This is a genomic window from Corynebacterium sp. UMB8791 (assembly GCF_054166365.1).
The window spans coordinates 1-26,467 of sequence record NZ_JBSZCG010000114.1; the positions used below are offsets into that span (position 1 = coordinate 1).

The window sequence follows — 26,467 nt, forward strand, 5'->3', positions numbered from 1 at the left end:
ATGGCTTTCTTCGACGCATCCCGCATGATGTCCTTCGACCTCGAGACAACCTCTGTCAACCCGCGCACTGCACGCATTGTGACGTCCGCGCTTGTCACCATCGACGGCGCTCAGGCCAACGCACACGAGGCCCTCGCCAATCCCGGAGTTGAGATCCCCGCGGAGGCTGCCGCGGTCCATGGCATCACCACGGAGTACGCGCGGGAGCACGGCCGCCCGCACGATGAGGTCCTGCGAGAAACAGTCGACATGATTAAGCGCGGGTGGGACGACGGCCTTACCCTCATCGTCTTTAACGCACCGTACGACCTTTCTGTTCTTCGTCAGCTCACCGGCGATTTCACAGTAACTGGTCCCGTGTTCGACCCCCTCGTCATCGACAGGGCGAAAGATCGATACAGAAAAGGCAAGCGCAACCTCGGCGCGCTCTGTGAGCTGTACGGAGTGAAGCTCGACAACGCGCACGACGCCACGGCCGACGCGACAGCTGCGGCTCGCCTCGCATGGAAGCAAGTGCGCTCAACGTACCCTGAGCTCGCCCAAATGAACACGGATGATCTCATGGAGTTTCAGGCGGTCGAATACTATAAGCTCCAAACGGAGTTGCGGGAGTTCTTCGAGTCAAAGGGCCGTGACGTTTCCAATTTCACCACATCGTGGCCGATGATCGGGGATGCGAGCTAGCGCAACCCTTCCGCCATTTCGGCGGCTTCCCTATAGTTTTCAGCGGCATGCAGCAACGTGTCCGCGGGCCGAGCCCACACGTCGAAGCTGCATGCATCAGGATCAGTTTGGAGTTCGTCGAGTACGTTCCACACGTCACGCGGCTGCATCGGTGCGAGCGCGAAGCTGCTCCCTCGATCGAGCAATTGTGCAAAATGATCTTTTTCAGCCGTTGTTTGCAAGGTCGCAAGGTCGACGGTCTGCCATGGCACATCGATCATGACGGGCGCGTGCAGCAGGTACTCACCGAAGCTCGCGAGCCGTTCCTCGGGTTCCGGGTATGCTGAAATGCGCTCGGCGTCGGTTGCGCCGCGCAGGGTGCCATGCATCACTGCGCTAAGGCTGGGTTCGTCGATTTGCAGCACCGTCGGCGCTAAGCGACGCTCCACATCCTCTCGATGATCGTCAATAGCCTGTGCAAGCGCCTCGGTTACATCCCGCAGCGCGCCGGTGTCCGTGATCATTCGGTGGCCGTTGCTCATCTCGATTTCGGCAGCAAGCGTCCAAGGCCCGACTACCTGGACTTTGACCCTATCGAGCTTGCCTGCCCACAGAGACTCCAGCACGTCGAGGTCGCGGTCCATTTGGTCGCGCACCGCTCTATGTTGGGTGCCGACGCGCCACCCACGCGGGCCACGGTCGATGGGAATATCGAGCAACGCGGCCGTTCGCCCAATCAGATCACTGCCAATTCCACGCTCCGGCAACTGAGGGAGGTGAGGCAACGGTGACTCTGAAAGTACGACGTCCGCGGCAGCGACTAGGTCCGTGCCTGGCAACTCCCCAAGTCCAAAGGCCGTCATGGTTGCACGCTCGAAGTCCCGCAGATCGTACCGGACCCCAGGACAACATCGCCGAGGCCATCAGGATCAGGCAAGTACAACACAGCGGCCTGCCCCCGCGCGACGCCTTCCAGGGGCGTCTCGAGCTCGAGGTGCATACTGTCGCCCTCAACGCGCGCTCGGCAGGCCACGACCCCGCCGTGCGCGCGGATCTGGACGTTGGCCGCAAACTCTCCCTGCATCGCCGGGTGCAGTACTTTCAAGCGATCGGCGTCGATCTGCCATACCTTGAGCGCCTCGCGTGGACCGACAGTAACCGTGCCCGTGGTGGCGTCGACATCCGTGACGTAACGCGGCTTTCCGTCCTGTGCGGGCACGCGAAGGTTAAGTCCACGGCGCTGCCCGATGGTGTACTGGAATGCGCCGTCGTGTTCTTTGAGCTCGGTGCCGTCCTGATCGCGTACAATCCCGGGACGCATGCCAATCGATCTACCCAAAAACGCTTGGGTGTTGCCGTCAGGGATGAAGCAGATGTCGTAGGAGTCCGGCTTCTGCGCCGTAGAAAAACCGAATGCTGCCGCCTCCTCACGGATCTGAGGCTTTTCCGTGTCGCCGATCGGGAAGATGCACTTGTCGAGTTCGTCGCGGGTCAGCACCCCCAACACATACGACTGATCCTTCAACGGGTCGACAGAGCGCCGTAGGTTTCCGTCATCGTCGATAATCGCGTAATGCCCTGTCGCGATGGCGTCGAACCCAAGCGCGACAGCACGTTCAAGCAAGGCTGCAAACTTGATTTTCTCATTGCATCGCAGGCATGGATTCGGGGTCTCACCGTGTTCGTACGACCACACGAAATTATCAATAACCTCGGCCTTAAAGCGATCGGAGAAGTCCCACACGTAAAACGGGATACCGAGCTTGTCACATACGCGGCGAGCATCTGCAGAATCCTCAAGGGAGCAACATCCGCGCGCTGACTCTCTGGTGGCCTGCGGGTCCTGTGAGAGCGCCAGATGCACTCCCACAACGTCGTGGCCAGCTTGGACAAGGCGTGCTGCGGCCACCGAGCTGTCCACGCCTCCACTCATCGCCACTAAAACTCGCATGTGGCGGAAGTGTACCCGCGAGGAGAAGGAGAAGGAAAGCGCCCGGCGAATCATACCGTGGCATGACGACTGCCCCGAACAGGTCGGTTAGGTTGAAAGTATGCCACCCACGACTTCTCAATCACCGTTCCGTATGCGAGACGCGGGCATCGCACTTGCACTCGGCGTGGGTGCATTGCCTGGCGTTCTCAACGCTCCCGGTTCTTTGTGGGGAGTTGTGCCACTTCTTGTGTGGGCGCTTATCGCTCCGTTTGCTCGCTGGCAGTGGCCTACGATGACTGTGCTGACCGCATTTGCGTTGTTAGGCATGCACGCGTTCAGTCCCGAGCTCACCGTCGCCGTGATCGTCGTTGGAGTGTTCACGGCCTACGTCATCCGACGCAATGTACGCCCTGTACTCCGCGACGTCGCTGCCGCTACGCTCGTCGTCGGTGACCTTGTCGCGCTCTCCTTCGTCTCACCAGTGCTACGAAGCATGCCGTTTGTACAGCAGCTCCCCTACCTCGCGTGGAGCGCCACGCTGCTCGTCGCAGCTGGGCTCTTCGGAGAGCTGCGCAGACGAACCGAAGAAGCCGCGGTACGGGAGCTCGAACAAGCACTGCAGCAGCAGCGGATCGAACTCGAGCATGCCATGTCTGAGCAACGCGCCTTCCTCGCCCGCGAGATCCACGATGTTGTCACCCATTCGCTCACCGTGATCGTTGCCCAGGCGGATGGCGGACGCTACGGCGGGGACAGTGAGGAAGCGCTCCGGGTAATTGGAGAGGTCGGGCGGAAGTCACTGGGTCAAATGCGCGAAGTGGTCACGCTCCTCCGCTCACCCGAGTCTCGGTCAGTCGAGCCCTCGCCAGTTTCACTTGATTTCGATGAGCTGGTGCACACCAGTCAACTCGGTGGGCTTGATATCAAATACACAGTACGTGGCACCCCTCCAGAGCAGCTGCCACTTGCCACTTCCCTCGCAGCGAGGCGCGTAGTGCAGGAAGCACTTACGAACGCGCTAAAGCACGGCGACGGCACTGCTTTGCTCAATGTGGAATGGGGTGAAAGGCACGTGGTGATCCGTGTGACCAACAGGTTCACAGACACTGCGGCAAACGGCAGTCATGGCCACGGCTTGCGTGGGATGCGCGAGCGCGCCGCTCTGATTGGGGCGAAAGTGCAGGCGGGACCCGCTCCCAACAGCAACGGGCATATAGAGTGGGTCACCCAAGTGGAGATCCCTTACGCTCACCAACATTCCGACGGAAGCCAGCACCCGGGCACGATGGAGCGCGCATGAGCTCAATTCACATAGGCATCGTCGACGACCAGGTCCTCTTCCTCCACGGTATCCGGCGAGTGATCGACTCCCAGACGGATTTACAAGTAGTTTGGCTTGCTTCGAACGGAGCCGAGGCACTCGAGCAGCAAGCAACACACCCGGTAGACATAGTCTTGATGGACGTGCAAATGCCTATCCTCGACGGCATCACTTCGACAGCGGAATACGCCAAGCGTTTCCCAGACGTCAAGGTGGTCATCCTCACCACATTTGACGACGAAGACTATGTCGTCAACGCCCTGAAAGCCGGGGCGAGCGGTTTCTTGCTCAAGGACTCTCAACCCGAAGTACTGCTCGACGCCATCCGCACCGTCGCTGCCGGAGACGCCGTGGTCTCCCCGCGCGCCACCAAACGGATCATTGCTCGCTTTTCCAACCGCGCCCACCTAACCGCGCACGCCGACGTCGATGCCTCGCTCTCGGGCTCCGATCGCAGGGCACTTGGCGAACTCACCGCTCGCGAGCGCGAGGTGCTCATCGCAATTGGTCGTGGCTGGTCAAACTCAGAGATTTCTGACCGTATGTTCATCTCCATGCCGACAGTGAAGACACATGTTGGGCGCATCTTGTCCAAGACACAGTCGCGCGACCGCGTACACGCTGCGCTGTTCGCGTACCGCACGGGCCTTGTCAGCCGGTCTGACCTGCTCGACGAATAGGCATCATCATCCCCCTCGATCATCCCCCAGTATGACGCGGAAGATCGTACCCGGCTCCGATGTTTTCGTGGCAAAGCCTGCGAATAGTAGACACTATGAACTCACCAATCATTACTACACGGGGTCTGACCAAGACGTACGGTTCGCATACTGTCGTCGACAAGCTTGCCCTTGAAGTTCCCCAGGGCGCCGTACACGGGTTGCTTGGCCCGAACGGCTCCGGCAAATCAACCACGATGAAGATGCTGCTCGGCCTGGTCACCCCGACCGCGGGTGAAATTACCGTGTTGGGGCGGCCGATGACCCGTGCGACGCGTGGCAAGGTTCTCACCAGCATCGGTTCGCTCATCGAATCGCCAGCCGCATACCCGCACCTCACCGGCGCGGAAAACATGCAGATTGTGACACGCCTATTCAAGGCCGATCCGGCAAACGCAACACGAGCGGTACGACTTGTTCGCTTGGAGAAGCACATGGATAAGCAGGTCAAACACTATTCTCTCGGCATGAAGCAGCGCCTCGGCATCGCGTTCGCACTCGTACGCGACCCTCAGTTGCTCATCCTGGACGAACCGACCAATGGCCTCGACCCAGCGGGTATCGAGGAAATCCGCGAACTCATTATTAGCCTCGCGCGTGATGAAGGGCGCACAGTCCTCGTCTCCAGCCACCTGCTGTCTGAGATTGAAAAGATGGCCACCAGCTTCAGTATTATCAACCACGGCAAACTCGTCTTCCAAGGCTCGCAACAGCAGCTTTTCGACGCCCACCTGCCCGATGTCTACGTCCAAACCTCAGATGCAAGCACTGCCGCCAAGGTTCTACGAGAAAAGCAACCGCGCATAGTTTCCGGAGGCGTGGAATTGTCGGGACTTAGCGACGATGCCGTGGCTGATGTATGCGCACACCTTGTGCATCGTGGAGTTCCGATCCACCAGGTCTTGCGCAAACGCCGGAGCTTAGAGGAAATCTTTATCGGGATGACGGGACGCAAGGGACTCAGCGCATGAACCTCGAACTTCTGAAACTGCGTCGCACGCATATCATATGGCTGGGCGCGGCACTGTCCCTCGGCATCGTGTTGTTCGCTTCTATGAATCTGTTCGCTGCTGGACAAATCGACTCCTTCGTGACAGAACCGGCCGCAGCATGGTCTGGTCAGTTGGTAGCGGTTGCAATGTCACTCGCTTTCCTTACCCCTCTGCAGATGGCACTCGTCGCGAGTCGCGCAGTAGATAGCGAGCACGCTAGTGGCGGCTGGCTGCTCAACGCGGTTGCTGGCGTCCGAAAGGGCTCCCTGCTGCGCAGTAAGTTGCGAGTAGTGGCACCCCTCGTCGTCGTGCTCAAACTGCTGGAGTTCGGAGTATGTATCGCGCTACCGGTACTGCTCGGAGCACCACTACCGAGCACAAGCACTGCCACAGCTTGGGCCGTATACGGCGCCGCGGCGATGATTACCAGCCTGGCTATTGCAAGCGCCATGCTGTTGCTCGCAGCGCTCGCTGAATCACAAATCGGCGTGCACGCTCTCGGCGTGGTTGGAGGTTTCTTCGGCATCGCCTCGATGCTCTCCCCTGCATGGCTCGCCGTCATGAACCCCTTTGGCTACTTTGCTGTACTGCTTCCCTACACGTTCACGGACGAAGGCGTCGTCCCTACGCAGCCTGGATGGGCAGCATGGTGCATCTACATCGTTCTGCTTGCGACTGGGTTTGTGGCAGCCACGCGGTGGCTTAACAGGAAGGAGATCTAACCATGGACATGCTTTCCAACGAGTTTTCTAAACTTCGACGCACCCATGTCGCCGTAGTTCCCATCGCTATTCCTCTCATCTCCGTCGCTTTCGGTGCTGGCAACTACGCCGCCAACGCTGAGACACTAGATGCTGGGTGGGCCAGCTATTGGTCCCAAACGACGCTGTTTTACGGGTTGCTCTTCATGGTCGCGGGCATTTCGATTCTCGCTTCCGCAGCGTGGCGCATGGAACACCGCGGTGGAAATTGGAACACGCTGCTTACCTCGTCAAGGTCAGCAGCAAGCCTAGTTTCAGCAAAACTTGGTGTAATCGTCGCGATGACGGCACTTATGCAGTGCATCTTCATCTTCACCAGCATGATCGGCGGTTGGATCAGTGGCCTGTCAGGCATACCACCGCTGTCGTTGCTCGCGCCTGCGTTGCTCGCTGTGATTCCTGCGGTAGCGGTTGCCGCGTGGCAGAGTTTTGCGTCTATGGTGATTCGCAACTTCGCCATGCCGGTCGCAATCGGGGTGCTGTTGAGCATCGCTGCTTTCGGCACGATTGCTGCCGGGGCCACGGCAGCACAGTTTTTCCTTCCACCTGTCGGTGTATCCACGACGTTGTGGATGGGTGGTACCGCGGTCGCTGGCTCGGGTGCACTCGAGTGGGGTGCGATTTGCCGGGTCATCGCAAGCACCCTGTTGCTTACTGCCGCCGCGTGGCTTGCATCCGTCGTGTACCTGCGCCGTGTCGACGTGAAGGCGTAAGGTACTCTCACTGTCCATGGCAGCAAAGAGTGAATTCCACGAAATCGATACCGGCGTCGCGGAGGTGCTCCACGAGCCGGACGGCTCCATGGTTCTCCTCGTTAACGGGGTACCCAGCTCCCACATCGTCCCCGGCGACCCCGAAAGACTGGATTTCGAATACATGCGGTGGATCGCTGACTTTCTCAACGATCAACAGCCTGTCGACGCCCCCCGCTGGCCCAAACCACGCCTGACGCACTTGGGCGGGGCAGCCTGCACACTGCCCCGCTACTTCGCGTCCAAGTGGAAAGGCTCACGCAATACCGTCGTGGAAATCGACATGTCTCTTGCCGAACTCGCCCGCGAACTTTTCGATATCCCCCGCTCACCAATCGTAAAAATACGAGTAGGCGACGCCCGCGAAGTCACAGACAGCTTCAAGCCAAACACGCGCGACATCATCATCCGGGATGTCTTCTCCTCGGCGGTCACGCCCCGCAACCTGACCACAGTGGAATTCTTCGAGCAGGCGCGGAAATCACTGAGCCCGTCAGGAATGTACGTGGCAAACTGTGGCAGCCACGCAGATCTCAAAGAAGCGAAGGAAGAACTGGCTGGCATGCTCGAGGTCTGGCCTCATGTTGCCGCAATCGCGGACCCACCCATGCTGAAAGGTCGTCGCTACGGCAACATCGTCCTTATCGGCGCAAACACCCCAATCGAGGCGAGCCCTTCGTTGAATCGCGAGCTGCTCAAAGGCGCCGTGCCTGCACAGTTCAAAAATGAGAAATGGGCCCGTAGCCTTGCTACGAGCCCTCGCTACGACGCGCCTACCGACGTCTAGTGCGCAGCGTTATCCAACAGGATCAGCAGGTCACCAACCTGGTAATCACCAATCATCATGTTACGCAGGTCATCCACGGGCAGTTCGCCCTGAGAAGCCAGGCGCTGGACAAGGCCAGCGATGTTGTTCGCGTCCTTAATATCGAAGCCGAATTTCGCAGCCTCCGACGCAACCTGTGATGCACCCAGGGCACCGGCGGCCAACGCGAGGATTGCGACGACCAGCGCCGTGCTGTTCTGTTCCAGAACCTCAAGCTGATCGGAGTCCGGCACCTGGAACGTCTCAAGGACGCCACCTGCGGAACCGAGATTGCCAGCGGCGAAACCGCCGAACTGTGCACCGGTGCCGTTAAACAAGTTCATATCGACAGTCGCCGGAATACCAGCGACCCGGCCGGAGTCGCTGCGCTGCCAGAACGTCAACTTGTCCCAGCCACCGACCGGACGTGGCGGCTGGTTCTGGTATGCGGCAAGCCACAGCGGGTAGCTAGTAAACGCGTTGGTGTTGTTCATCCGCTCGTACCAGAAATAACGGTAGGTATAGAGCATCGGCCGCTTGCCCGATGCACGCTCCAACTCAGTGAGGAAGATCTGCGTCCACGCCGCGAGCTGTGTTGGACCAAGCCCCTCATCGACCTCAAGGTCAAGAACTGGTGGCAGCTGCTGCGCAGGGCCAGCGTTAATGACGTTTGCGAAGTGGCGAGCCTGCGCAATAGGGTCCATCCCCGGTCGCGCATAGTGATATGCACCGACCTTCAAACCTGCATCTGCAGCAGCTTTGACATCCTCTTCGTAAAACGAGTTCTTGTACGTCGTTCCCTCAGTCGCCTTGACGAACGCAAAGTGCTGCCCACCGACCGTTCCAGCCATCTTCCAGTTGATTGGCGCACCACCAGGGCGCTGGTGATCAGCCACATCAACGCCAGAGATCAGACCAGGGATCGATTGAGCATCCGCGTGGGAGCTCAACGATTGAGGTGCAAAAACAGTAAGCGCAAGGGCAAGCGTCGCGGCTACAAAAGCCGCGGTTGCAGAGCGAAGTCTAGGGGCTACATACATACGCGACACTCTAGCGCACACCAGTCACACTATTCACACGCGACACACACAAATCATCAGACGCTTCAGTACTATCTGCCTGTGCGTTGGCTGGGCACCACATTCCCACCGCATGCAGACACGACCAGCAAGTTCTCGTCACGACGGGCGGCAAAACCCGGATTCTGGTGCACCCCCTCATGCCACTCGAAAATAGTTCGTGCTGCCGGGGAACAATCCCACACCCCAGCCCGACACACAATAGAAAAACGGGGCCCTCGGCACCGGGAACACTCCCGGCACCACAGGCCCCACAGAACAACTAGCTAGAAGTGCAGACCACCAGCCATCGCAGCGGCAACACCACCACCAATTAACAGCAGCAGCACCACAATCGGAGCAACAATCGCCGCAATATTCGTCTCACCCTCCGCCTGGATACGATCCTTGCTTGCCGCATCCTGACGATCATCCTGCACACTCGTCGCTGGACGCTGCGCCGTCGTCAACTGCGAGGACTCATGCTTACCAGCCTTCGCCGTCGTCGGGGCAGTCTGTGTATTCTGCTGCGGTTTACGAGGCGCACCAGCCATCGCATCACCATCAACATCCGCATCCATGACCGCGGCAACATCAAACCGGCCAGCAAAGGCTTGGGAGCCATCCTCATTGACCACACGCACATCCAACGGCAACGACGACGTCTTAACCACACCAACACTGATTGGCAGCGCAACCGTCGCCTCGCCTTGGCCTGCAACCGTCACAGTCTGCTCAGCCTTCCCCGACGGGTAGACAACCTCAACACGCATCCGGGCCGCATCCAACCCAGGATTTGCAACCTTCAAGCTCACCGTATTCTCACCACGGTGAAGCTCAGGGGAACCTGCAACAGCAACCTTGACAGAACCCTGCGCATCTTCTGCCGCCTGCATCGCTTCCTGCTGCGCGGCAAGCGCTTTACCATCAACCTTCACATCGGCGGCACCGATGGTGGAGTTGTAATCCTTGCCGATCTTGCCGGTGTTGATCATCAGGTTGTCCCAGTCGGCTGGCACACGGTAGTCACCTTTGTAGCAGTCCATGCCTGGCTGGTTGCATACCTCTGGCAGTGGGCCACCAGAGACGGATTCTTCATCCGAGTAGTTAAAGTGGGTGAACTGGTAGAGGTAGTTCATCACCGAGTAGTAGTTCGGCAGGTAATCCGACTGCGGGACCTCGTTGGCGAACTTCATCGAACCATTATGATTCAACCCCAAGGTGTGGCCCAGCTCGTGCATGATCGTGTTACGCAACTGCTCATCGGTGCGCATACGCTCATGCTTGGCAACATAAAACGAGTTATCCGCAACCAAAGCCAAGCCGGTACCCCAGTGGCCACGCTGCATCTGATCACCAATGACACCAACCCGGAAGACTGCCGCACGCGCACCCAAAATGGTATCGATATTATCGACCAGCTTCATACCCGGGATGGTGCCCTCAAAGTAGTACGGGGCATACGGCTCAGTCTGCCCACCATGACGCGTCGGATAGTTTGCAATGTTGGTGTAGGTATCACCGGCATCGATGTGCAGGTTGACCCCGTACTGGTCGAAGCGATCCACCAGTTGCTGCAAAATATCGCGGTGTGGGCGGTAGCTTGCCACCGACATCTGCGCACACATGGCAGCATCCGCACCAGGTGTGTCGCAGCCAGCCTGCTGCCACTGCGAGTTCATCCAATTAAGCTGCAGGAACAAATCCGGTCGCTCAGGATCAGCACCCCACTGATCAAGCGGCATGACGGTACCGTCGCTTAAGGTGACGCCTTCGCGTTCCCACATATCCGGCAGACCGTCACCATCAGAATCAACAGCACTGTCCTGGGTTGTGACCTCCATGTGCATGGCAGCAGTCAACGTTGCACCAGCATCAATGCGCTCAAACCAACGACCACGCTGGAAGCTGGCCCCTGCTGGATCCACAAACCCAACCTCACCGGCAGCCGTGGTGCGCTGGAACGCATCGGCTACACCAGACGAGGTCGCATCATCAAAGGCCACCGCAGTCTCATAGCCAAGCTGGGCCGGGGCAACAACAAACTTCCCATCATCGTAGGAGCCGGAAAGGCCAACCTGGGAGTTAATCTGATTCGTCAGATCCGCCTGCACAAACGCTGAAGCATCCTTGTTGTTGGTCACCCGCACAATGACATCGACACGGTTGCCATCAAAGCGGTATTCACGCTCGACCGACACACCAGCGTCCTGGTCTTCACCGCGGTAGATGACCACCTGGGTGTTACCATCGCGGTAGGTATCCACGTCAAGGCCAGACTCTAAATCCACCAACGCACCATCGGCACGCAGGTCCACGTACAGTGAGGACTCCTGGCTGCCTGCAATGGAGCGGGCATCCGTAAACTTCAACGTCGAAATACGCCCCGGCTGTGTTACCGAGTTGTGAAAGACCGCACCCGGCCCGTCAGCGGTCACTGTGACCGACGAGTCAGCAACAGCCATCTCCGCGTGAGCAACCTGTGCACCATTAGCCGCAACGGCCAACACACACGCTGCTACGCATACCTTCCGCGCAATGCTGTTCATCATCGTTGTCACAATCCTTATACCTTCCATCACGCACCACCCAAGCGGTGGAACATGAAACCCTTCGTTGTTCTGACCCCAAGTTTATGCACCCGAACTATACATGGCTAATCAGCCCACAACGCCCCAACCAAACAGGCAAAAACACGCCTACAAAACCCGGATTGTTCAACACATCCAGCCCTACAACCTGCACACATAGCTTAAAAAACACTCAGAAACCATCGCAGCAAACCCAACATGTTCAACAAACCCACCGACACCTGTCGATGGGTGTTCAACAATCAACCCACCCGTATATTATGCGCTCTAGTGCAACAGTAGGTAAGAGAATACTTAACAAATCGGGATTACCAGGCACGACATGTGTCATTCGACACGTGTCGCCGATACTATTAATGCACAACCTTTTTATACTAAAAACCTTTCGTGGTCTGGTGTAGCCAAACTCAGGCCCTATGAATGCGTTAGGCAGACCTTTTCGCGATCGTTGAACAATTGGTACCCCCGTGTTTTACCCCCGTTGGGTTGGGTCGAAAGTATGAAAGGCCCGAACCAGCATGATGCTTGTACTGGTTCGGGCCCGGCAACCAACGCCAACACATCGACGTTAACTCGCCCACTATCGCGTGAGATCTACATGTTCCCCGCCGCTCGCGCCTTCGCAACTACATCAGCGATGTTCTGGACAAAGTAGTCGACGTCCTCACGTGTGTTCGTTCGCCCCAGCGAAATTCGTAGCGCGCCCAAGCCGAGCGCTTCCTCCACGCCCATCGCCTCAAGCACATGACTCATTCGGGTCACACCACTTGCGCATGTAGACCCAGTTGATACAGCGATGCCCAACGAGTCGAGCAGCATCAGCATCGCGTCCCCGTGGGCACCGCGGAACATGAAGTGGGCATGCCCCTCCACAGCTGGCTCCTGGGTTGTTACCACCACGTCCGGGACCTCACGCTGTACACCTGCCACGAGTGCATCGCGAAGTTCCTTCACGCGTTCGCGTTCACGATCCATCTCAGAGCATGCTTCCGCCAGTGCTACAGCTGTTGCAGCGGCAGAGGCCACGTCTACCGTCCCTGGTCGCAGTCCACGTTCCTGGCCGCCACCGTGAATCGATGCGGTCGGCGCCGGCGAGCGTTTCGCTAGCAGTAGGCCGGTTCCGCGTGGCCCACCAAACTTATGTGCGCTCGCTGCCAATGTGGTAGCACCGAGGTCGTGGAAGTGAACGGGGACCTTTCCAACGGCCTGCACAGCATCCACATGAACAGGAGTGTTCTGAAGCGCAGCTCTGCGAACAACCTCCTTCACTGGCTGGAGTGCGCCAGTCTCATTGTTTGCCCACATCACTGCGGCCACAGCTGCCGGAGTGTCAAGCGCCTCGAGGTCCGACAGGTGGCCGTCGTCGCCTACCGGGAGCCAATCCACGTGCTGTGCTCCTAGTGCCTTGACAGTCTCGAGCACTGCCGAGTGCTCAACCGGTGAACACACCACCCGGTCCCCTTGCTTGCCACGCATGGCTTCGTAGAGACCGCGGACCGCGATGTTGTCTGCCTCGGTGCCCGAGCCTGTGAAAATCACTTCAACCGGGTCCGCGCCAAGCAACTCCGCGACTTGTTCTCTTGCATCGGCAAGCACCGCGTTGGCTTGGCGTCCCGCTGCGTGTTGCGCACCGGGATTCAACGCACCTGCGTGTTCAACCCAGGCATCGATTGCTACCTGACGCATCGGAGTAGTTGCAGCGTGATCGAGATACTTCATGCGCACTACCCTACGCGCTGATGCTCCCTTGCCTCGCAAATGTATGCAGTCGGGCTGTTGCCTGTTCGCGCAATAAGTACCGCCATCTGTCGGTGCCCTTTCAGCTTCATCTTCTTCCGAAGCTGGTCCGGGTTGACGTCTACCCCGCGTACGAGGATCTCAAGCGCCCCCGCTTGATAGTTGGCCAGTGCTGCCTTAAGACGCTTGAACGGCACAGCCTCTAAGAAACGGAAGCCACTCGTTGCTGCGGGAAGCTCATCACCCGTAAGAAATGCAATGTGCGGGTCCACCATCCACAAGCTGTGCCGGTGCGCCCAGTGGCGAACTAGCCCGGCGCGGATGATCGCTCCGTCGGGCTCGATCATCCAAGTACCTGGTTCGGCGACAGTGGTGTCGTCAGGCTCGTCCGACCTCACTATCTCTCGCGAACCGTCCGCGCGCAGCACCACCGCTTCGCGAATGCCGGATCCGAAACCTTCTGTGTACAGGCAGGTTTCTTTGACGCCGCCATCGAGAGAGACGACGCTGACGAGCCCGCTCCACTCGCTGTAGTCGATTCCGGGTGCACACTTTACTGCGAGTTCTCTGCCACGATGTGCTTCCACGAGGTCTGGCAGGGGTGGTAGGAGTTTTGCTGGGTCGGTGATTCGTCGGCCGTTGGCGCGTCGTGCTGGGTCAGCCACGATGACATCGGCGCGGCTAATGGGTTGCAGTGCATCGGCTTGGCAGAGGAGCACGTTGGCGTCGGCAAGGTTTGCTTGAGCCATCGCAAGCCGTACGCGATCGAGATCGGAGCCTATCCAAGAGAGCTGTTGTTTTCTTATCGACGCCCCTTCGCTTCCCACTGAACAGGTCACGTCGTGGACCGTGGCTGCTCCGAAATCCTTGATCAGCTGCGCTCTGTATTCGGCAACGAGCTGTGGCGTTGCTTGTTGCGCGGCGTCGCTATCGGTAAGCCAATGTTCGGGCATCTTCCCACGGGCGCTGCGCTGCGCAGCGAGTAACTCCGAAACGACACGGGCATGATCGCCGAATTCCTTTTCCAGTACGGCTCTGTCGCGAATTAGCGTACTTGGAATGAGTTCGAGGTCCGGTCCAAGCGCCAGAATCTTTTGCAGGTTGTCCCGTAGGAACCCAACCTCGTCCAAAGTAAAACTCATTTGGGCGTCCCGATCCTATCTGTCGGGTGCTGGTGGAAAAACTCGTGGTAGCGCGGATCATCGGCGGGGTCTCCGATGATCGGGCGCATGTCGGCGTTGCGTGCAAGTTTGACCGCATCCTCGAAGGTGTCGCAGGAGCACAGCTGTTGGAGTTGCCCCCATGTTGATGGCACGAAGCGAACGAGCCCGGCGCGCCATCCTTCCATGAGTAGCTTCGGGGAGAACCAGTTTGCGTCGTCTGCCTCGCCGGTTTCCGCGTCTGGTTCTTGTCCGATGGGTGCTTTTGCGAGGAAGCTGAAGGTGTCGAACCAGTTACCTCGGTGCGAGCAACCTACCCAGCGTGCAAATGGGATGAGGAGGTCGCTGCAGACGTTGAGTTCATTGGCCTGCAGCATGTCCGTAAGCGAGATCTCGTGCGAGACGAGTTTGAGCCGTTGGTCGTGGAAAGGACGTGCGTCGCCGAGTAGGGTTCCTTCGTCGTCAACGGCGAGCAGTGTTCCGGTTTCTTCGAACAATTCGCGAACAGCGGCAAACAGCAGGGCATGTGCCTTGTATTTGGTGACGCCGAGCCTTCGTGCAACAGAGACTGCCGACTTGCCAATCCACAGGTCGCCGTCATTCCAGGCGCGGGGTGGGAAGTCGCGACTATCGACGCCACCTCCGGGAAAAACTGTCATGCCTGGGTAGTTTTTCATGCTCATGACTCGTTCTTGCATCCACACCTTGATTCCGTCGGGAGTGTCGCGGATAAGGATGACGGTGGCAGACAGGCGTGACCCGTTGAACCCACTGGTTTCCGTTGCGTCGACGGCGTCTGTTGCGTCGACAGAAAATGCGCCGGTTTTGCGGTACACGGTGCTCCACCTCCTCGCGTGGTGTTATGCGCGGTGCGCACCACTTCGTGCGCTTCGTGCACGGCGTGCATAGAACCGGCCGTCGTCGTGCTGCACTTCGATTGGCTGATGATACGCCTTAGAGACGTTTTCACTGGTCAATACGTCTTCGATAAGACCTTGGGCGATCACTGTTCCTTCGTCGAGCAGCAAGGCATGTGTAAAACCATATGGGATTTCTTCCAGATGGTGGGTGATCATCACCATAGCTGGCGCATCGGGGTCGAGTGCGAGGTCGCCGAGGTATGCGATGAGGTCCTCGCGTCCGCCGAGATCCATACCTGCCGCCGGTTCGTCCATGATGAGCAGTTCTGGGTCGATCATGACCGCGCGGGCGATGAGGACGCGCTTCTTTTCTCCATCTGAGAGCGTTCCCCACGTGCGGTCGATAAGGTGCATAGCCCCGACCTGTTCCAGGACTTCGAGTGCTTGCTCGTAGTCGACGTCCTCGTACTGCTCGCGCCAACGCCCGACGACCGCGTAGCCTGCGGAGACGACGACGTCGCCAACTTTTTCACTTGGCGGAATCATCGAAGCAATCGCTGAGGACGTCAATCCGATTGCCGCGCGAAGGTCACGCATATCTGTTTTACCGATGCGCTCTCCGAGTACGAATGCGACGCCGCGCGATGGGAACTCTTGGGCAGCCGCCATTCGGATCAGTGTGGTCTTGCCGGCGCCATTTGGGCCGACGATGACCCAACGTTCGTCGAGCTCCACCTGCCAGTCGATAGGGCCAACAAGCGTGTTGCCTCCGCGAATAAACTCGACTCCTCGGAAGTCGATAAGCAGATCTGGATCAGTGGTTGGTTCGTTCACGGCTACCATTCTGGCTTCTTTCTACTTCGGCGTCTTGGTGGATAGAAAAACAAGCGACTGAGTTCTCAGTGTAACCATATCGTTGTATGAGAATCGCCACGGATGAAAGCGAACCCTTATGTCGATATTTAACGCGAGAGTTAGCTAGTCTGAGAGAAGAAAGAGCACACCTATAGGTGTGTCCGACTTCCATCGGCCACATGTGAGGACAAAAACGACATGGTTGCACGCTTTGGTATCGACGACGTACGCCCTCAAGTTTCCGGGCGAACTCTTCCGGCAAAGGCGGTGGTAGGTGAGGTTGTGCCAGTCTCTGCCCTGGTGTGGAGAGAAGGCCACGACGCTATCGCTGCAAGCTTGGTTATTACGGATCCGAATGGAGAACAGTACTCCATTCACATGCAGCAAGAACCGTACCGCCCGGACTACACCCATGCGGTGTTTGTCCCCGATGCTCAGGGGCTGTGGCGCTACCGCGTTGATGCGTGGAGTGACGTCATGGCGACGTGGCGCAACGCCGTCACAAAGAAGCTGGAGGCCGGGCAGACTACCGAAGAAATGGCGAACGACATCGCCCACGGCATCCACCTTTTTGAAGCCGCAATTGCGCAGACTCCGGCCCCAGACCGCGAGGTGCTCGAACGGGCCGCTGCGGCGCTTGATAATCCCGCGCTGCCACTGGCTGAACGAATTCTCGCCGGCATTTCTGACGAAGTACTCGAAGTACTCAATGCTTTTCCGCTTCGGGAGCTCGTCACCCATGGGCCTATTTGCGATATCTACGTAGAACGACGCGATGCGCTGGTGAACTCGTGGTACGAGCTCTTCCCGCGTTCCACCGGCGGTTGGGACGATGAAGGCAACCCGGTTCACGGTACCTGGGCTACCACTGCGAAGGCGCTCGATCGCGTTGCTGCAATGGGCTTTGACACGGTCTACTTCCCTCCTATCCACCCAATCGGTGAGATCAACCGGAAGGGCAAAGACAACACACTTGTCGCCGAGGAGGGTGATGTCGGCTCCCCGTGGGCGATCGGTTCACGAGACGGTGGGCACGATGCCTTCCACCCGCAGCTCGGTGGTGAGAAAGAGTTTTGCGCGATGCTTGACCATGCGCACGAACTCGGATTGGAGGTAGCGCTGGATTTGGCCTTGCAGGCTGCGCCGGATCACCCTTGGGCGAGCGAGCACCCCGACTTCTTCACCATCTTGGAAGACGGCACGATTGCTTACGCCGAGAACCCGCCGAAGAAGTACCAGGATATCTACCCGATCAACTTCGATAACAACCCGGAGAAGGTCTACGAGGAGATTTACCGGGTTGTCATGTACTGGGTAGACCTGGGCATCCGAACGTTCCGTGTGGACAATCCGCACACGAAGCCGGTGAACTTCTGGCACTGGTTGATCACCCGCGTCCACGAGACGCACCCCGACGTCATCTTCTTGGCCGAAGCGTTTACCCGCCCACCAGTGATGTACGGGCTGTCGAAGGCAGGGTTCTCCCAGTCCTACACTCACTTCACCTGGAAAGTATCTAAGAGTGACCTCATCGACTTCGCTGAGCACATGGTCGACGTCGCGGATGTCTCGCGCCCGAACCTCTTCGTGAACACGCCTGACATCTTGCACACCTCGCTGCAGTACGGAGGTCCAGCCGCGTTCGCAATTCGCGCCACGCTTGCCGCCACAATGAGCCCATTGTGGGGCGTATATTCCGGCTTTGAGCTCTTCGAAGGCGAAGCCGTCGCAGAAGGTAGCGAAGAGTACAACCACTCCGAGAAGTATGAACTGCGCCCACGCGACTTCCAGACAGCCCTCGATAACGGGCAGTCTCTAGAGCCTTACATCACTTCGCTGAACCGCTTCCGCAAGGCGCAGCCTGCGCTGCAGCAGCTACGTCAAATTCGCTTCCATCACGTGGACAACGACCAGATCCTCGCGTACTCGAAGGTCGATGCGATCTCTGGCAACGCGGTCCTCGTCGTCGTTAATCTCGACCCTTGGAACGCGCAGGAAGGCACGCTGTACCTCGACGCGTCGGCAGTTGGTCTCGAATATGGTGCGCAGTTTGCCGTCCATGACTTGGTAACTGACGCGTACTACGACTGGGGATCAGAAAACTACGTGCGCCTCGCACCGGAAGTCAACGTCGCTCACATTCTCAAGCTGCCTGATGTTGCGCCACAGAAGAGAGAAGCGCTCGCTTTCCGGCAAATTTCAGATCACGACTACCGCCCATAACAACCGCGACCAAACAGACGCTAGAAAGATCATTATGTCTGCAAATTCAGTCAACCCAGCACTGCTGATCCCGGCTCACGACCGGCACCGCCTCCTCGAATGCAAGCACCACGCACCGCACGACTTCTACGGATGGCACGCGGCACCCGAGGGCTCCCTCATTCGCACCCGATTCCTCGGCGCAACGAACGTCGAGTTACTCATCCACGATGAGATCCGGCAAATGCAGTCCCTTGGCGACGATATTTGGGCGATCGGCTTGACCGACACCACTGCGCCCGACTATCGCTTCAAGGTGCACTACCCCGAGGGCGACCCGGTGACCGTCGCCGACGCATATCACTTCCTGCCTACACTCGGCACGCTCGACCTGCACCTGATTAGCGAAGGCCGCCACGAGCGTCTCTGGGAGGTGCTCGGCGCCAACGTCCGTACCTACGAGACGACGCTCGGCACCGTCACTGGTACCTCGTTCGCTGTATGGGCCCCGAACGCACAGGGCGTAGCCGTCGTCGGTGACTTCTGTGCATGGAACCCAAACCAGTACCCGATGCGCGTCCTCGGTTCGACTGGAGTGTGGGAGATCTTCATCCCGGGCATTGAGGCAGGCACCACGTACAAATTTGCAGTACAGACGTCCGACGGCCGTCGCATCGACAAGGCCGACCCTCTGGCGAAGCAAACGCTGACACCTCCAGAGACCGTCTCCGTGGTTGCCGCCCCTTCCGAGTTCAAGTGGACAGATGAGGATTGGGCGCAAAAGCGTAGCGAAGCAGACCCGACCAACTCCCCAATGAGCGTCTACGAGTGCCACGTCGGCTCATGGAAGAAGGGCGCAACCTTCCAGACGATGCGCGACGAGCTCGTACCGTACCTCGTGGAAAACGGCTTCACCCATGTCGAGTTCCTCCCGGTGGCCGAGCATCCATTCGGTGGCTCTTGGGGCTACCAGGTCACGGGGTACTACGCCCCAACCGCCCGTTGGGGGACTCCAGATGATTTCCGCGCACTCGTCAACGACCTACACGCAGCAGGCATCGGGGTCATCGTCGACTGGGTGCCAGCCCACTTCCCGAAGGATGACTGGGCACTCGCCCGCTTCGACGGCACTGCCCTCTACGAGCACCCCGACTGGCGCCGTGGCGAGCAAAAAGACTGGGGCACCTACGTGTTCGACTTCGGGCGCAACGAAGTTCGCAACTTCCTGGTCGCTAACGCCCTGTACTGGTGCGAAGAGTTCCACATCGATGGCCTCCGCGTCGACGCCGTCGCATCAATGCTCTACCTCGATTACTCCCGCCAGCCTGGCGAATGGCTCCCGAACCAGTTTGGTGGGCGCGAAAACTGGGACGCCGTCCAATTCCTGCAAGAGATGAACGCAACGGTTCACCGCAACCACCCAGGCATCGTGACCATCGCGGAGGAGTCTACTGCTTGGCCAGGCGTGACCGCTATGACGGAAAACGACGGCCTCGGTTTCTCCCTGAAGTGGAACATGGGCTGGATGAACGACACCCTCGAGTATTTCTCCCTCGACCCGATTCACCGCTCATACCACCACAATGAGATCACGTTCTCACTGGTCTACGCGTTTTCCGAGCAGTACGTCCTGCCGTTTAGCCACGACGAAGTAGTCCACGGCAAGGGCTCGCTTTGGCAGCGCATGCCTGGCGATGACTGGAACAAGGCCGCCGGCCTTCGCACGCTCTTCGGCTATATGTTCTCCCACCCAGGCAAGCAGCTCCTCTTCATGGGCTGTGACTGGGGCCAGACCACCGAGTGGGACGAAGCGAACTCAATCAACTGGGACAATATTTCTGACGGCTGGGGCCACGAGTACCACCGCGGTATCCAACAACTGGTTCGCGACCTCAACCGGGTGTACGTCGACACCCCTGCGTTGTACGCGCAGGACAATGTGCCTGCCGGATTCCAGTGGGTCAAGGGCGACGACTCACAGCACAACATCCTCGCCTACCTCCGGTGGGATACCGAGGGCAACCCTGTGCTGGCCGTCATCAACATGTCCGGAGCTTCCCAGCCAAATTACCGGATCGGCCTGCCGGTCGCCGGTGAGTGGGAGCTACTCATCAACACGGACGCAGGCGTCTACGGCGGTGCCAACAACGACCTGCCACACACTGTGCACAGCGACGATGTTCAGTGGGATCACTTCCCTCACTCGATCGAGCTGCACGTACCAGCAATGAGCGCACAGCTGTACAAGCTGAGCCGCTAGAACGCTAGAGCCCGGGCCTCAGGAGTTCCTGCAGGCCCGGGCTTTTGCATATCACGCTAGAACAGCGCACTCGCAAGCTTCGTACGAGCGGCGAGCACACGCGGGTCGCCGGCGTCGAAAAGCCCGAAGAGCTCGAGCAGTCGCTCCTTCGCCTCTGGAGACTGCTTGACCAAGCCCAACAGACGGTCGAATGCTCTCTCAGGCGCACCGGACACGAGCTCAGCATCAGCAGCCACCATCTGTTTCGCGACATCGTCAGGGTGCTCCGCAGCATCAGCAATAGGATCAACCGACAAGTTCGCAGGGTCAAGCCGCTTGACGACGGCCACCGTCGCCTTCGCCTGCGCAACCTCCTTGTTACCAGGCTCCTCGCTCAGCATCGCATCGTAGATAGCCGTAGCCTGATCGAAATCACCTGCCTGCATCGCACGAGCTGCCTCTTCCAAACGCGGGTCCTCTGCTGGGGCAGCATCCTCAACGGGCTCCTCGTCTAGGCCCTGCAACTGCCTGCCAACGTTGCTCACCAATGCCTCGAGCCAAGGCTTCAATTCTTCCTCCGACTGATCCCCCTCGAAGCTCGTCAGTGGGCGCCCAGCAGCGAGCGCGAGCGTGGTCGGAACAATCCGTACACCAAGCGCCTGCGCGATCTGCGGAGTGGCATCAGCATCAACGTATGCGTACGCGAATCCTCGCTGACCGGTAGCCAACTTGGTCAACGTCGCCCGTAGCGACTCGGAATCAGCTGAACGCGCACTACCGACATGAACGACAACCGGAATCTGCATTGAGCGCTGCAGTACTTTGGCTTCGAGATCCGCCTCGGAGACGGTAAACACAGGCACAAACCCCTCGCGCTGCATTTCTTCGCGCGCTTCCGCCTGCTTTGCTACCTGAGCTAAATCAACAGCTCCTGCCGTAAATTGTGGTCCTGTCACGTCCTAGTTCTCCTCGAGATGCTTGTTCAGGGACTCCATCTTCTGGTGGAGCATATCTGTAAACCCACGACGGATATCCGCTTTAATCACCAACGAAACGCGCGGAGAAACCTCCTCCACAGCCTGCGTCGCACGCTTAATGGTGTCCATCACCTCGTCCCACTCACCCTCGATGGTGGTGAACATGGCGGTCGTTTCGTTCGGCAGCCCCGATTCGCGAACCACCTTCACGGCGCGGGCCACAGCCTGCGACATTTCAGCGTTCGGTGTATCAGTGACGGCTGGTGCTACTGAAAATGCTGCAATCATGCCTCCTACCCTACCGCCTGGACCAACAATGTTTATGCCAGTGTCTCCGGTCATCCGCGCCGCGCCCCACTTCCTTTGGCCACGCAACTACGTGAGCTACGCCGGGCGGGATGTTCTGGTTACAGCCGGGGCACACATAGAACTTTCGGGCTGCGGCAGAGCCAATCTGGCGTACCTTGTAAGTCTCGCCCTGTGTCCACCCGGGCCCCTCCATTTCTTGGGTCCCAATGAAAGTAGAACCATCTCGTGGCAGCACGTAGCTCGGCTGGATATTTCGACGCCGATTTCTCCGCGGCACTGCTACATCGCTCCTCTAAAACAGGCGCAGCTCGTCTGATTCGATTCCACGCAGGTCGTCATAGTCCAGCACAATACAGCGAAAACCACGATCTTCCGCGAGCGTGCGGGCCTGAGGCTTAATCTCCTGCGCAGCGAACACACCCTGTACTGGACGAAGTACGCTATCGCGGTTAAGCAGTTCAACATACCTGCTGAGCTGCTCGACGCCGTCGATCCCTCCCCGGCGTTTCACCTCAACGGCAACTGTCTTGCCGTCTGCGTCCTTGGCGAGCAGATCGACTGGGCCAATCGCCGTCGGATACTCACGGCGGACGAGCGTAAACCCATCGCCGAGCGTAGAAATATGCTCAGCCAACAGCTCCTGTAGGTGCGCTTCCACCCCGTCCTTCACAAGACCTGGATCTTCACCGAGCTCCACGTTGGTATCAGACACGATCTCCTCGACCGTTATGCGAAGCTGTTCGCCTTTTGGGTTCTCCACGATCCACAACTCGTCCCCCGTGTCTTCCCCATCAATATCCACGACGGCTTGTTCACGTATCGTGCACGGCGGTGTCATCCAATTCAGTGGTTTATAAGCACGGTCGTCTGCGTGGATCGACACAGACCCGTCAGCTTTCATCAAAATAAGGCGAAGCGCAGACGGCAAATGCGCATCGAGACGACCAACATAATCTACTGAACAGCGAGCAATGACAAGACGCATGGATACTAGGCTACCGGTCGTGTCATTCTGTACGGAATTATCCCGCTAGTTGCGCTGATCGCGGCCGCGGTCACGCAGCGCACGCCGACGCAGCGCCTCGTAATCAACCTTTTCCTGCCGCTCATCAGGTGCAGACTCAATCCATGAAATCAACGCCATCTGCGCGCGCTTCTGGCCCGCGAATTCAATATCGCCATCGGCACCGTGCAGCAGTACGGCTTCCTTAATCCCTGGCATGAACGACTGCTCTTCTTGACTCAGCGCTCGCATTCCCTCGAAGCTGGTCTGGGTGCGCTCAATGCACATGTCGTACTGGAATGACAAGGACCGCAGTTTATAAAAACGGAGCTCCTCCGCGTGATAGATCAGCACACCGTGGCGCCAACCGTGGACCCCGGTGGCCGGGAGTTGTCGGAACAGGCCTATCGCGCCGGAGTTGCGGAACATTAAAAAGCGCCACACGCACACAGTAATAACAAAGAACACAAAGAACAATGCCACGTACAGTAAAACGATCACATTGCACCTCTGCTTCGTTCAAACCGACCTTGATGAAAGTATGCGCTTCATTTTAGCGACCTTCGCTGCCAGTGCAAGCAACGAAGAAACGGAAAGCCCCGCTGCTAAAACAGCGGGGCTTTACAAGGTTGAGCGTGGCGCTCTACCTTCCTCCTACGCGGTGACCGCGTTAGCGAGATTCACTGCGACGGACGGCAGCAAGCTCGGCCTCTGCACGAGACTTCGCGAGTGCGTCATCAATGTTCTGAAGCTCTGCCTGAGCTTCATCACGATTCACTTCGTGGGCGAAGATGGCGTAATCCGCAAGAATGGTCACTTTGTCACCTTGCACGGAAAGGAACCCACCCTGGACGGCGGCGACGATGCGCTCGCCGTCGATTGGGCGGATGGTCACGACACCATTGTCCTTGAGCTGACCAAGGATGGGTTCGTGGCCAGGCAGAATGCCGATCTCACCTTCGGTAGTCTGAGCAGTCACGATGCTTGCTGGACCCTTCCAGAGCAAACGGTCTACCGAGACTAATTGAGCGGTAAGTTCAGCCATTATTGCCTCCTAGCCCTGCAGCTTCTTGTAGGCAGCCTCAACGTCATCCAAGCCACCCAGGCCGTTGAATGCCTGCTCTGGGTATGCATCGAATTCACCGTTGCACAGCTTCTCGAAGGCATCGATGGTCTCCTCGAGAGGTACGTAGGAGCCCTCGTCGCCGGTGAACTTCTTAGCGACGAAGAAGTTCTGGCCCAGGAAGCGCTCGATCTTACGAGCACGCATAACCGTGACCTTATCCTCTTCGGAAAGCTCGTCCATACCGAGAATTGCGATGATGTCCTGCAGTTCCTTGTTCTTCTGCAGAATACCGATAACTCGCTGTGCAACCTCGTAGTGACGCTCGCCGACGATACCTGGCTCAAGGATGCGCGAGGTCGAGGTCAGCGGATCCACTGCTGGGTAGATACCCTTGGAAGCAATGGAACGCGAAAGCTCGGTCGTCGCGTCCAGGTGAGCGAAGGTCGTGGCCGGAGCCGGGTCGGTGTAGTCGTCAGCCGGAACATAAACTGCCTGCAGCGACGTAATCGAACGGCCCTTGGTCGAGGTAATGCGTTCCTGGAGAACACCCATCTCGTCTGCCAGCGTTGGCTGGTAGCCCACGGCCGATGGCATACGACCCAGCAGGGTCGAAACCTCAGAACCAGCCTGGGTGAAACGGAAGATGTTATCGATGAACAGGAGCACGTCCTGGTTCTGAACATCGCGGAAGTACTCCGCCATGGTCAGGCCGGACAGCGCGACACGCATACGAACCCCTGGCGGCTCATCCATCTGGCCGAAAACAAGGGCCGTATCTGGAAGAACGCCCATGTCCTCCATCTCGAGGAAGAGGTCCGTACCCTCACGGGTACGTTCGCCGACGCCGGCGAACACGGAGGTACCGGAGAACTCGCGTGCAATACGCGTAATCATCTCCTGGATGAGAACTGTCTTACCGACACCAGCACCACCGAAGAGGCCAATCTTGCCACCCTTCACGTAAGGGGTAAGCAGGTCGATGACCTTAATGCCGGTCTCAAGGATCTCGGTCTTACCTTCCAAGTCCTTGAACGCTGGTGGCTCGCGGTGGATGCCCCAACGCTCACCACCGACGCCGACCGATGGGTCGTCCAAGCACTGACCAAGCGCGTTAAACACGTGGCCCTTGACCTGGTCGCCAACCGGAACGGAGATCGGATTGCCGGAGTCGCGTACCTGTGCGCCACGGACCAGACCGTCGGTTGGTGCCATGGCGATCGTGCGGACGAGGCTGTCACCCAAGAACTGGGCTACCTCAAGCACGATGGTGCGGGACATTTCGCCGAGGTCGATGTCAACCTCAAGCGCGTTGTACAAAGCGGGCAGCTCGCCACGCGGGAACTCCACGTCGACGACTGCGCCGATGACGCGCACGACGCGGCCATTCTCAGACCCTGCCGGGTTCTGAGCGAAATCGGACTCATTCTGAGCCTGACCCGTTGGCTCCTCGCCGAGCTCGTCGTAAGAGTGAGCAGTAGTCATGATTTAGTCACTTTCTCCACTACCAGACAGCGCGCCAGCGCCGCCGATAATCTCGGTGATTTCCTGGGTAATTTTTGCCTGACGGGCTTGGTTAGCCTCACGGGACAAGTTGTTCGCCAATTCGGTCGCATTGTCCGTAGCGTTCTTCATCGCCGTACGACGTGAAGCGGACTCCGCTGCAGATGCCTCCAAGAAAATCGAGTACAGCGAGCGAGAAACATACGCCGGAAGCAGTTCGTCCATCAGCGTATCCGCATCAGGTTCGAAATCCATGTCCGGTTGCACATCCCCGCTTGTGGTGAGCATGTCTTCCTGCTCGTACTCGTAATCCTCAAGCACCGGCTCAATTGGGAGCAACTGGTGCACCCTGGCTTCTTGTGTCAACATCGACACAAATTCTGTGTACACCACGTGTACCTGGTCGAAGCCACGAACCTCCTGCCCCTCAGGGCCGTGCAGGCCCTCGCGCCACTTAGCGGTCCCTTCAGAGCTCGCCATGAAGCCGTCGATCAGGTGGCGACGAACGTCGTGGGTCGCTTCCCACGAAGGCTTCTGGGACCAACCGGTCCAAGAGCCTTCGACCTCCATATCGCGGAAACGGTAGTGGGTCACGCCCTTACCGCCCGTGATGTAGCGGACGACTTCGTAGCCAGCTTCCTCAAGCATGCGCTCGAGCTCTGCTGCCTTCTTCAACACGTTGTGGTTATACCCGCCGGCCATACCGCGGTCTGATGTGACCACGAGGACTGCTGCGACTCGACCATTCTCACGCTCACGGAGCATGGGGTGATCGAGGGAGCTCGCAGCTGCGAGGCGTTCCATGACGTCTTTCAACTCGTCGGCATACGGCTTTGCCGCTTCGACGCGCTGCTGTGCCTTGGTGATCTGCGAAGTCGCGATCAGCTCCTGGGCTTTAGTGATTTTCTTCGTGGAGTTTACAGACCTAATACGGTCACGTAGTTCGCGAAGTGTTGCCATGGTT

At 58.5% G+C, this 26,467-nt stretch carries 25 protein-coding genes; 9 read left to right on the forward strand and 16 right to left on the reverse strand.

Translation table 11 applies throughout. From position 1 onward, the window contains the following. Positions 1 to 684, forward strand: a complete 684-nt coding sequence (locus ACXIUA_RS05475) for an exonuclease domain-containing protein (RefSeq protein WP_457976325.1) — start codon at positions 1 to 3, stop codon at positions 682 to 684. On the opposite strand, the gene ACXIUA_RS05480 is transcribed toward ACXIUA_RS05475, so the two are convergent. Then, the gene (locus ACXIUA_RS05480; protein WP_457976326.1) at positions 681 to 1,526 is read right to left on the reverse strand and encodes a methionine synthase; all 846 of its coding nucleotides are present in this window, start codon (positions 1,524 to 1,526) and stop codon (positions 681 to 683) included. The genes ACXIUA_RS05475 and ACXIUA_RS05480 overlap by 4 nt on opposite strands. Then, entirely contained in the window at positions 1,523 to 2,614 is a 1,092-nt protein-coding gene (mnmA, locus tag ACXIUA_RS05485; RefSeq protein ID WP_457976327.1) for a tRNA 2-thiouridine(34) synthase MnmA, read from the reverse strand. The genes ACXIUA_RS05480 and mnmA overlap by 4 nt, the downstream gene beginning before the upstream one ends. A gap of 100 nt (positions 2,615 to 2,714) precedes the next feature. On the opposite strand from mnmA, the gene ACXIUA_RS05490 reads away from it, so the two are divergent. The 6 genes from ACXIUA_RS05490 (at position 2,715) to ACXIUA_RS05515 (ending at position 7,928) form a co-directional block, all read left to right on the forward strand. Beyond that, positions 2,715 to 3,896 (forward strand): ATP-binding protein, encoded by a 1,182-nt coding sequence (locus tag ACXIUA_RS05490; RefSeq protein ID WP_457976328.1) that lies wholly within the window; start codon positions 2,715 to 2,717, stop codon positions 3,894 to 3,896. Continuing rightward, entirely contained in the window at positions 3,893 to 4,597 is a 705-nt protein-coding gene (locus ACXIUA_RS05495; protein ID WP_457976329.1) for a response regulator, read from the forward strand. The genes ACXIUA_RS05490 and ACXIUA_RS05495 overlap by 4 nt, the downstream gene beginning before the upstream one ends. A gap of 95 nt (positions 4,598 to 4,692) precedes the next feature. Next, positions 4,693 to 5,607, forward strand: a complete 915-nt coding sequence (locus ACXIUA_RS05500) for an ABC transporter ATP-binding protein (protein ID WP_457976330.1) — start codon at positions 4,693 to 4,695, stop codon at positions 5,605 to 5,607. Then, complete coding sequence (locus ACXIUA_RS05505; RefSeq protein WP_457976331.1) at positions 5,604 to 6,350, forward strand: ABC transporter permease; 747 nt, start codon at positions 5,604 to 5,606, stop codon at positions 6,348 to 6,350. Before ACXIUA_RS05500 ends, ACXIUA_RS05505 begins: the two co-directional genes overlap by 4 nt. A 2-nt stretch (positions 6,351 to 6,352) precedes the next feature. Then, positions 6,353 to 7,102 carry an ABC transporter permease gene (locus tag ACXIUA_RS05510; protein ID WP_457976333.1) on the forward strand — a complete coding sequence of 250 codons (750 nt, stop codon included), beginning with the start codon at positions 6,353 to 6,355 and terminating at the stop codon, positions 7,100 to 7,102. Between the two features lie 16 nt (positions 7,103 to 7,118). Continuing rightward, positions 7,119 to 7,928 (forward strand): spermidine synthase, encoded by an 810-nt coding sequence (locus ACXIUA_RS05515; RefSeq protein ID WP_457976334.1) that lies wholly within the window; start codon positions 7,119 to 7,121, stop codon positions 7,926 to 7,928. Here the strand turns inward: ACXIUA_RS05515 and ACXIUA_RS05520 are convergent. The 6 genes from ACXIUA_RS05520 to ACXIUA_RS05545 form a co-directional block, all read right to left on the reverse strand. Beyond that, the gene (locus ACXIUA_RS05520; RefSeq protein WP_070479191.1) at positions 7,925 to 8,986 is read right to left on the reverse strand and encodes a glycoside hydrolase family 25 protein; all 1,062 of its coding nucleotides are present in this window, start codon (positions 8,984 to 8,986) and stop codon (positions 7,925 to 7,927) included. The genes ACXIUA_RS05515 and ACXIUA_RS05520 overlap by 4 nt on opposite strands. A 305-nt stretch (positions 8,987 to 9,291) precedes the next feature. Further along, positions 9,292 to 11,556: a hypothetical protein gene (locus ACXIUA_RS05525; RefSeq protein ID WP_457976335.1), complete on the reverse strand. Its 2,265-nt coding sequence runs from the start codon at positions 11,554 to 11,556 to the stop codon at positions 9,292 to 9,294. A gap of 633 nt (positions 11,557 to 12,189) precedes the next feature. Next, positions 12,190 to 13,314, reverse strand: coding sequence for a cysteine desulfurase family protein (locus tag ACXIUA_RS05530; protein WP_070363537.1), 1,125 nt, complete (start codon positions 13,312 to 13,314; stop codon positions 12,190 to 12,192). A 5-nt stretch (positions 13,315 to 13,319) separates the two neighbouring features. Beyond that, positions 13,320 to 14,474 (reverse strand): THUMP-like domain-containing protein, encoded by a 1,155-nt coding sequence (locus tag ACXIUA_RS05535; RefSeq protein WP_070362602.1) that lies wholly within the window; start codon positions 14,472 to 14,474, stop codon positions 13,320 to 13,322. Beyond that, positions 14,471 to 15,328, reverse strand: a complete 858-nt coding sequence (locus tag ACXIUA_RS05540; protein WP_070362603.1) for an NUDIX hydrolase — start codon at positions 15,326 to 15,328, stop codon at positions 14,471 to 14,473. Before ACXIUA_RS05540 ends, ACXIUA_RS05535 begins: the two co-directional genes overlap by 4 nt. Before the next feature lie 24 nt (positions 15,329 to 15,352). Further along, positions 15,353 to 16,195 (reverse strand): ABC transporter ATP-binding protein, encoded by an 843-nt coding sequence (locus ACXIUA_RS05545; protein WP_070362604.1) that lies wholly within the window; start codon positions 16,193 to 16,195, stop codon positions 15,353 to 15,355. Positions 16,196 to 16,405: 210 nt separating this feature from the next. On the opposite strand from ACXIUA_RS05545, the gene ACXIUA_RS05550 reads away from it, so the two are divergent. Both ACXIUA_RS05550 and glgB read left to right on the forward strand, forming a co-directional pair. Beyond that, positions 16,406 to 18,430: a maltotransferase domain-containing protein gene (locus ACXIUA_RS05550; RefSeq protein ID WP_457976337.1), complete on the forward strand. Its 2,025-nt coding sequence runs from the start codon at positions 16,406 to 16,408 to the stop codon at positions 18,428 to 18,430. 34 nt (positions 18,431 to 18,464) lie between these two features. Next, entirely contained in the window at positions 18,465 to 20,669 is a 2,205-nt protein-coding gene (gene glgB / locus ACXIUA_RS05555; protein ID WP_256021076.1) for a 1,4-alpha-glucan branching protein GlgB, read from the forward strand. Positions 20,670 to 20,725: 56 nt separating this feature from the next. On the opposite strand, the gene ACXIUA_RS05560 is transcribed toward glgB, so the two are convergent. From ACXIUA_RS05560 to ACXIUA_RS05595, 8 genes are all read right to left on the reverse strand, one after another. After that, positions 20,726 to 21,604 (reverse strand): tetratricopeptide repeat protein, encoded by an 879-nt coding sequence (locus ACXIUA_RS05560; RefSeq protein ID WP_457976338.1) that lies wholly within the window; start codon positions 21,602 to 21,604, stop codon positions 20,726 to 20,728. Positions 21,605 to 21,607: 3 nt separating this feature from the next. Continuing rightward, positions 21,608 to 21,913 carry an MTH1187 family thiamine-binding protein gene (locus tag ACXIUA_RS05565; RefSeq protein WP_070479533.1) on the reverse strand — a complete coding sequence of 102 codons (306 nt, stop codon included), beginning with the start codon at positions 21,911 to 21,913 and terminating at the stop codon, positions 21,608 to 21,610. A gap of 10 nt (positions 21,914 to 21,923) precedes the next feature. Next, entirely contained in the window at positions 21,924 to 22,211 is a 288-nt protein-coding gene (locus ACXIUA_RS05570) for a hypothetical protein (protein WP_457976340.1), read from the reverse strand. 15 nt (positions 22,212 to 22,226) lie between these two features. After that, complete coding sequence (gene nucS, locus ACXIUA_RS05575; protein WP_070479532.1) at positions 22,227 to 22,919, reverse strand: endonuclease NucS; 693 nt, start codon at positions 22,917 to 22,919, stop codon at positions 22,227 to 22,229. A 45-nt stretch (positions 22,920 to 22,964) separates the two neighbouring features. Continuing rightward, positions 22,965 to 23,438, reverse strand: a complete 474-nt coding sequence (locus tag ACXIUA_RS05580) for a DUF2550 domain-containing protein (protein WP_070479530.1) — start codon at positions 23,436 to 23,438, stop codon at positions 22,965 to 22,967. Between the two features lie 169 nt (positions 23,439 to 23,607). Further along, positions 23,608 to 23,982, reverse strand: a complete 375-nt coding sequence (locus ACXIUA_RS05585; protein ID WP_070362610.1) for a F0F1 ATP synthase subunit epsilon — start codon at positions 23,980 to 23,982, stop codon at positions 23,608 to 23,610. A 9-nt stretch (positions 23,983 to 23,991) separates the two neighbouring features. Beyond that, positions 23,992 to 25,485 carry a F0F1 ATP synthase subunit beta gene (gene atpD / locus ACXIUA_RS05590; RefSeq protein WP_070362611.1) on the reverse strand — a complete coding sequence of 498 codons (1,494 nt, stop codon included), beginning with the start codon at positions 25,483 to 25,485 and terminating at the stop codon, positions 23,992 to 23,994. A 3-nt stretch (positions 25,486 to 25,488) separates the two neighbouring features. Further along, complete coding sequence (locus tag ACXIUA_RS05595) at positions 25,489 to 26,463, reverse strand: F0F1 ATP synthase subunit gamma (RefSeq protein ID WP_070362612.1); 975 nt, start codon at positions 26,461 to 26,463, stop codon at positions 25,489 to 25,491. Positions 26,464 to 26,467 lie beyond the last annotated feature (4 nt).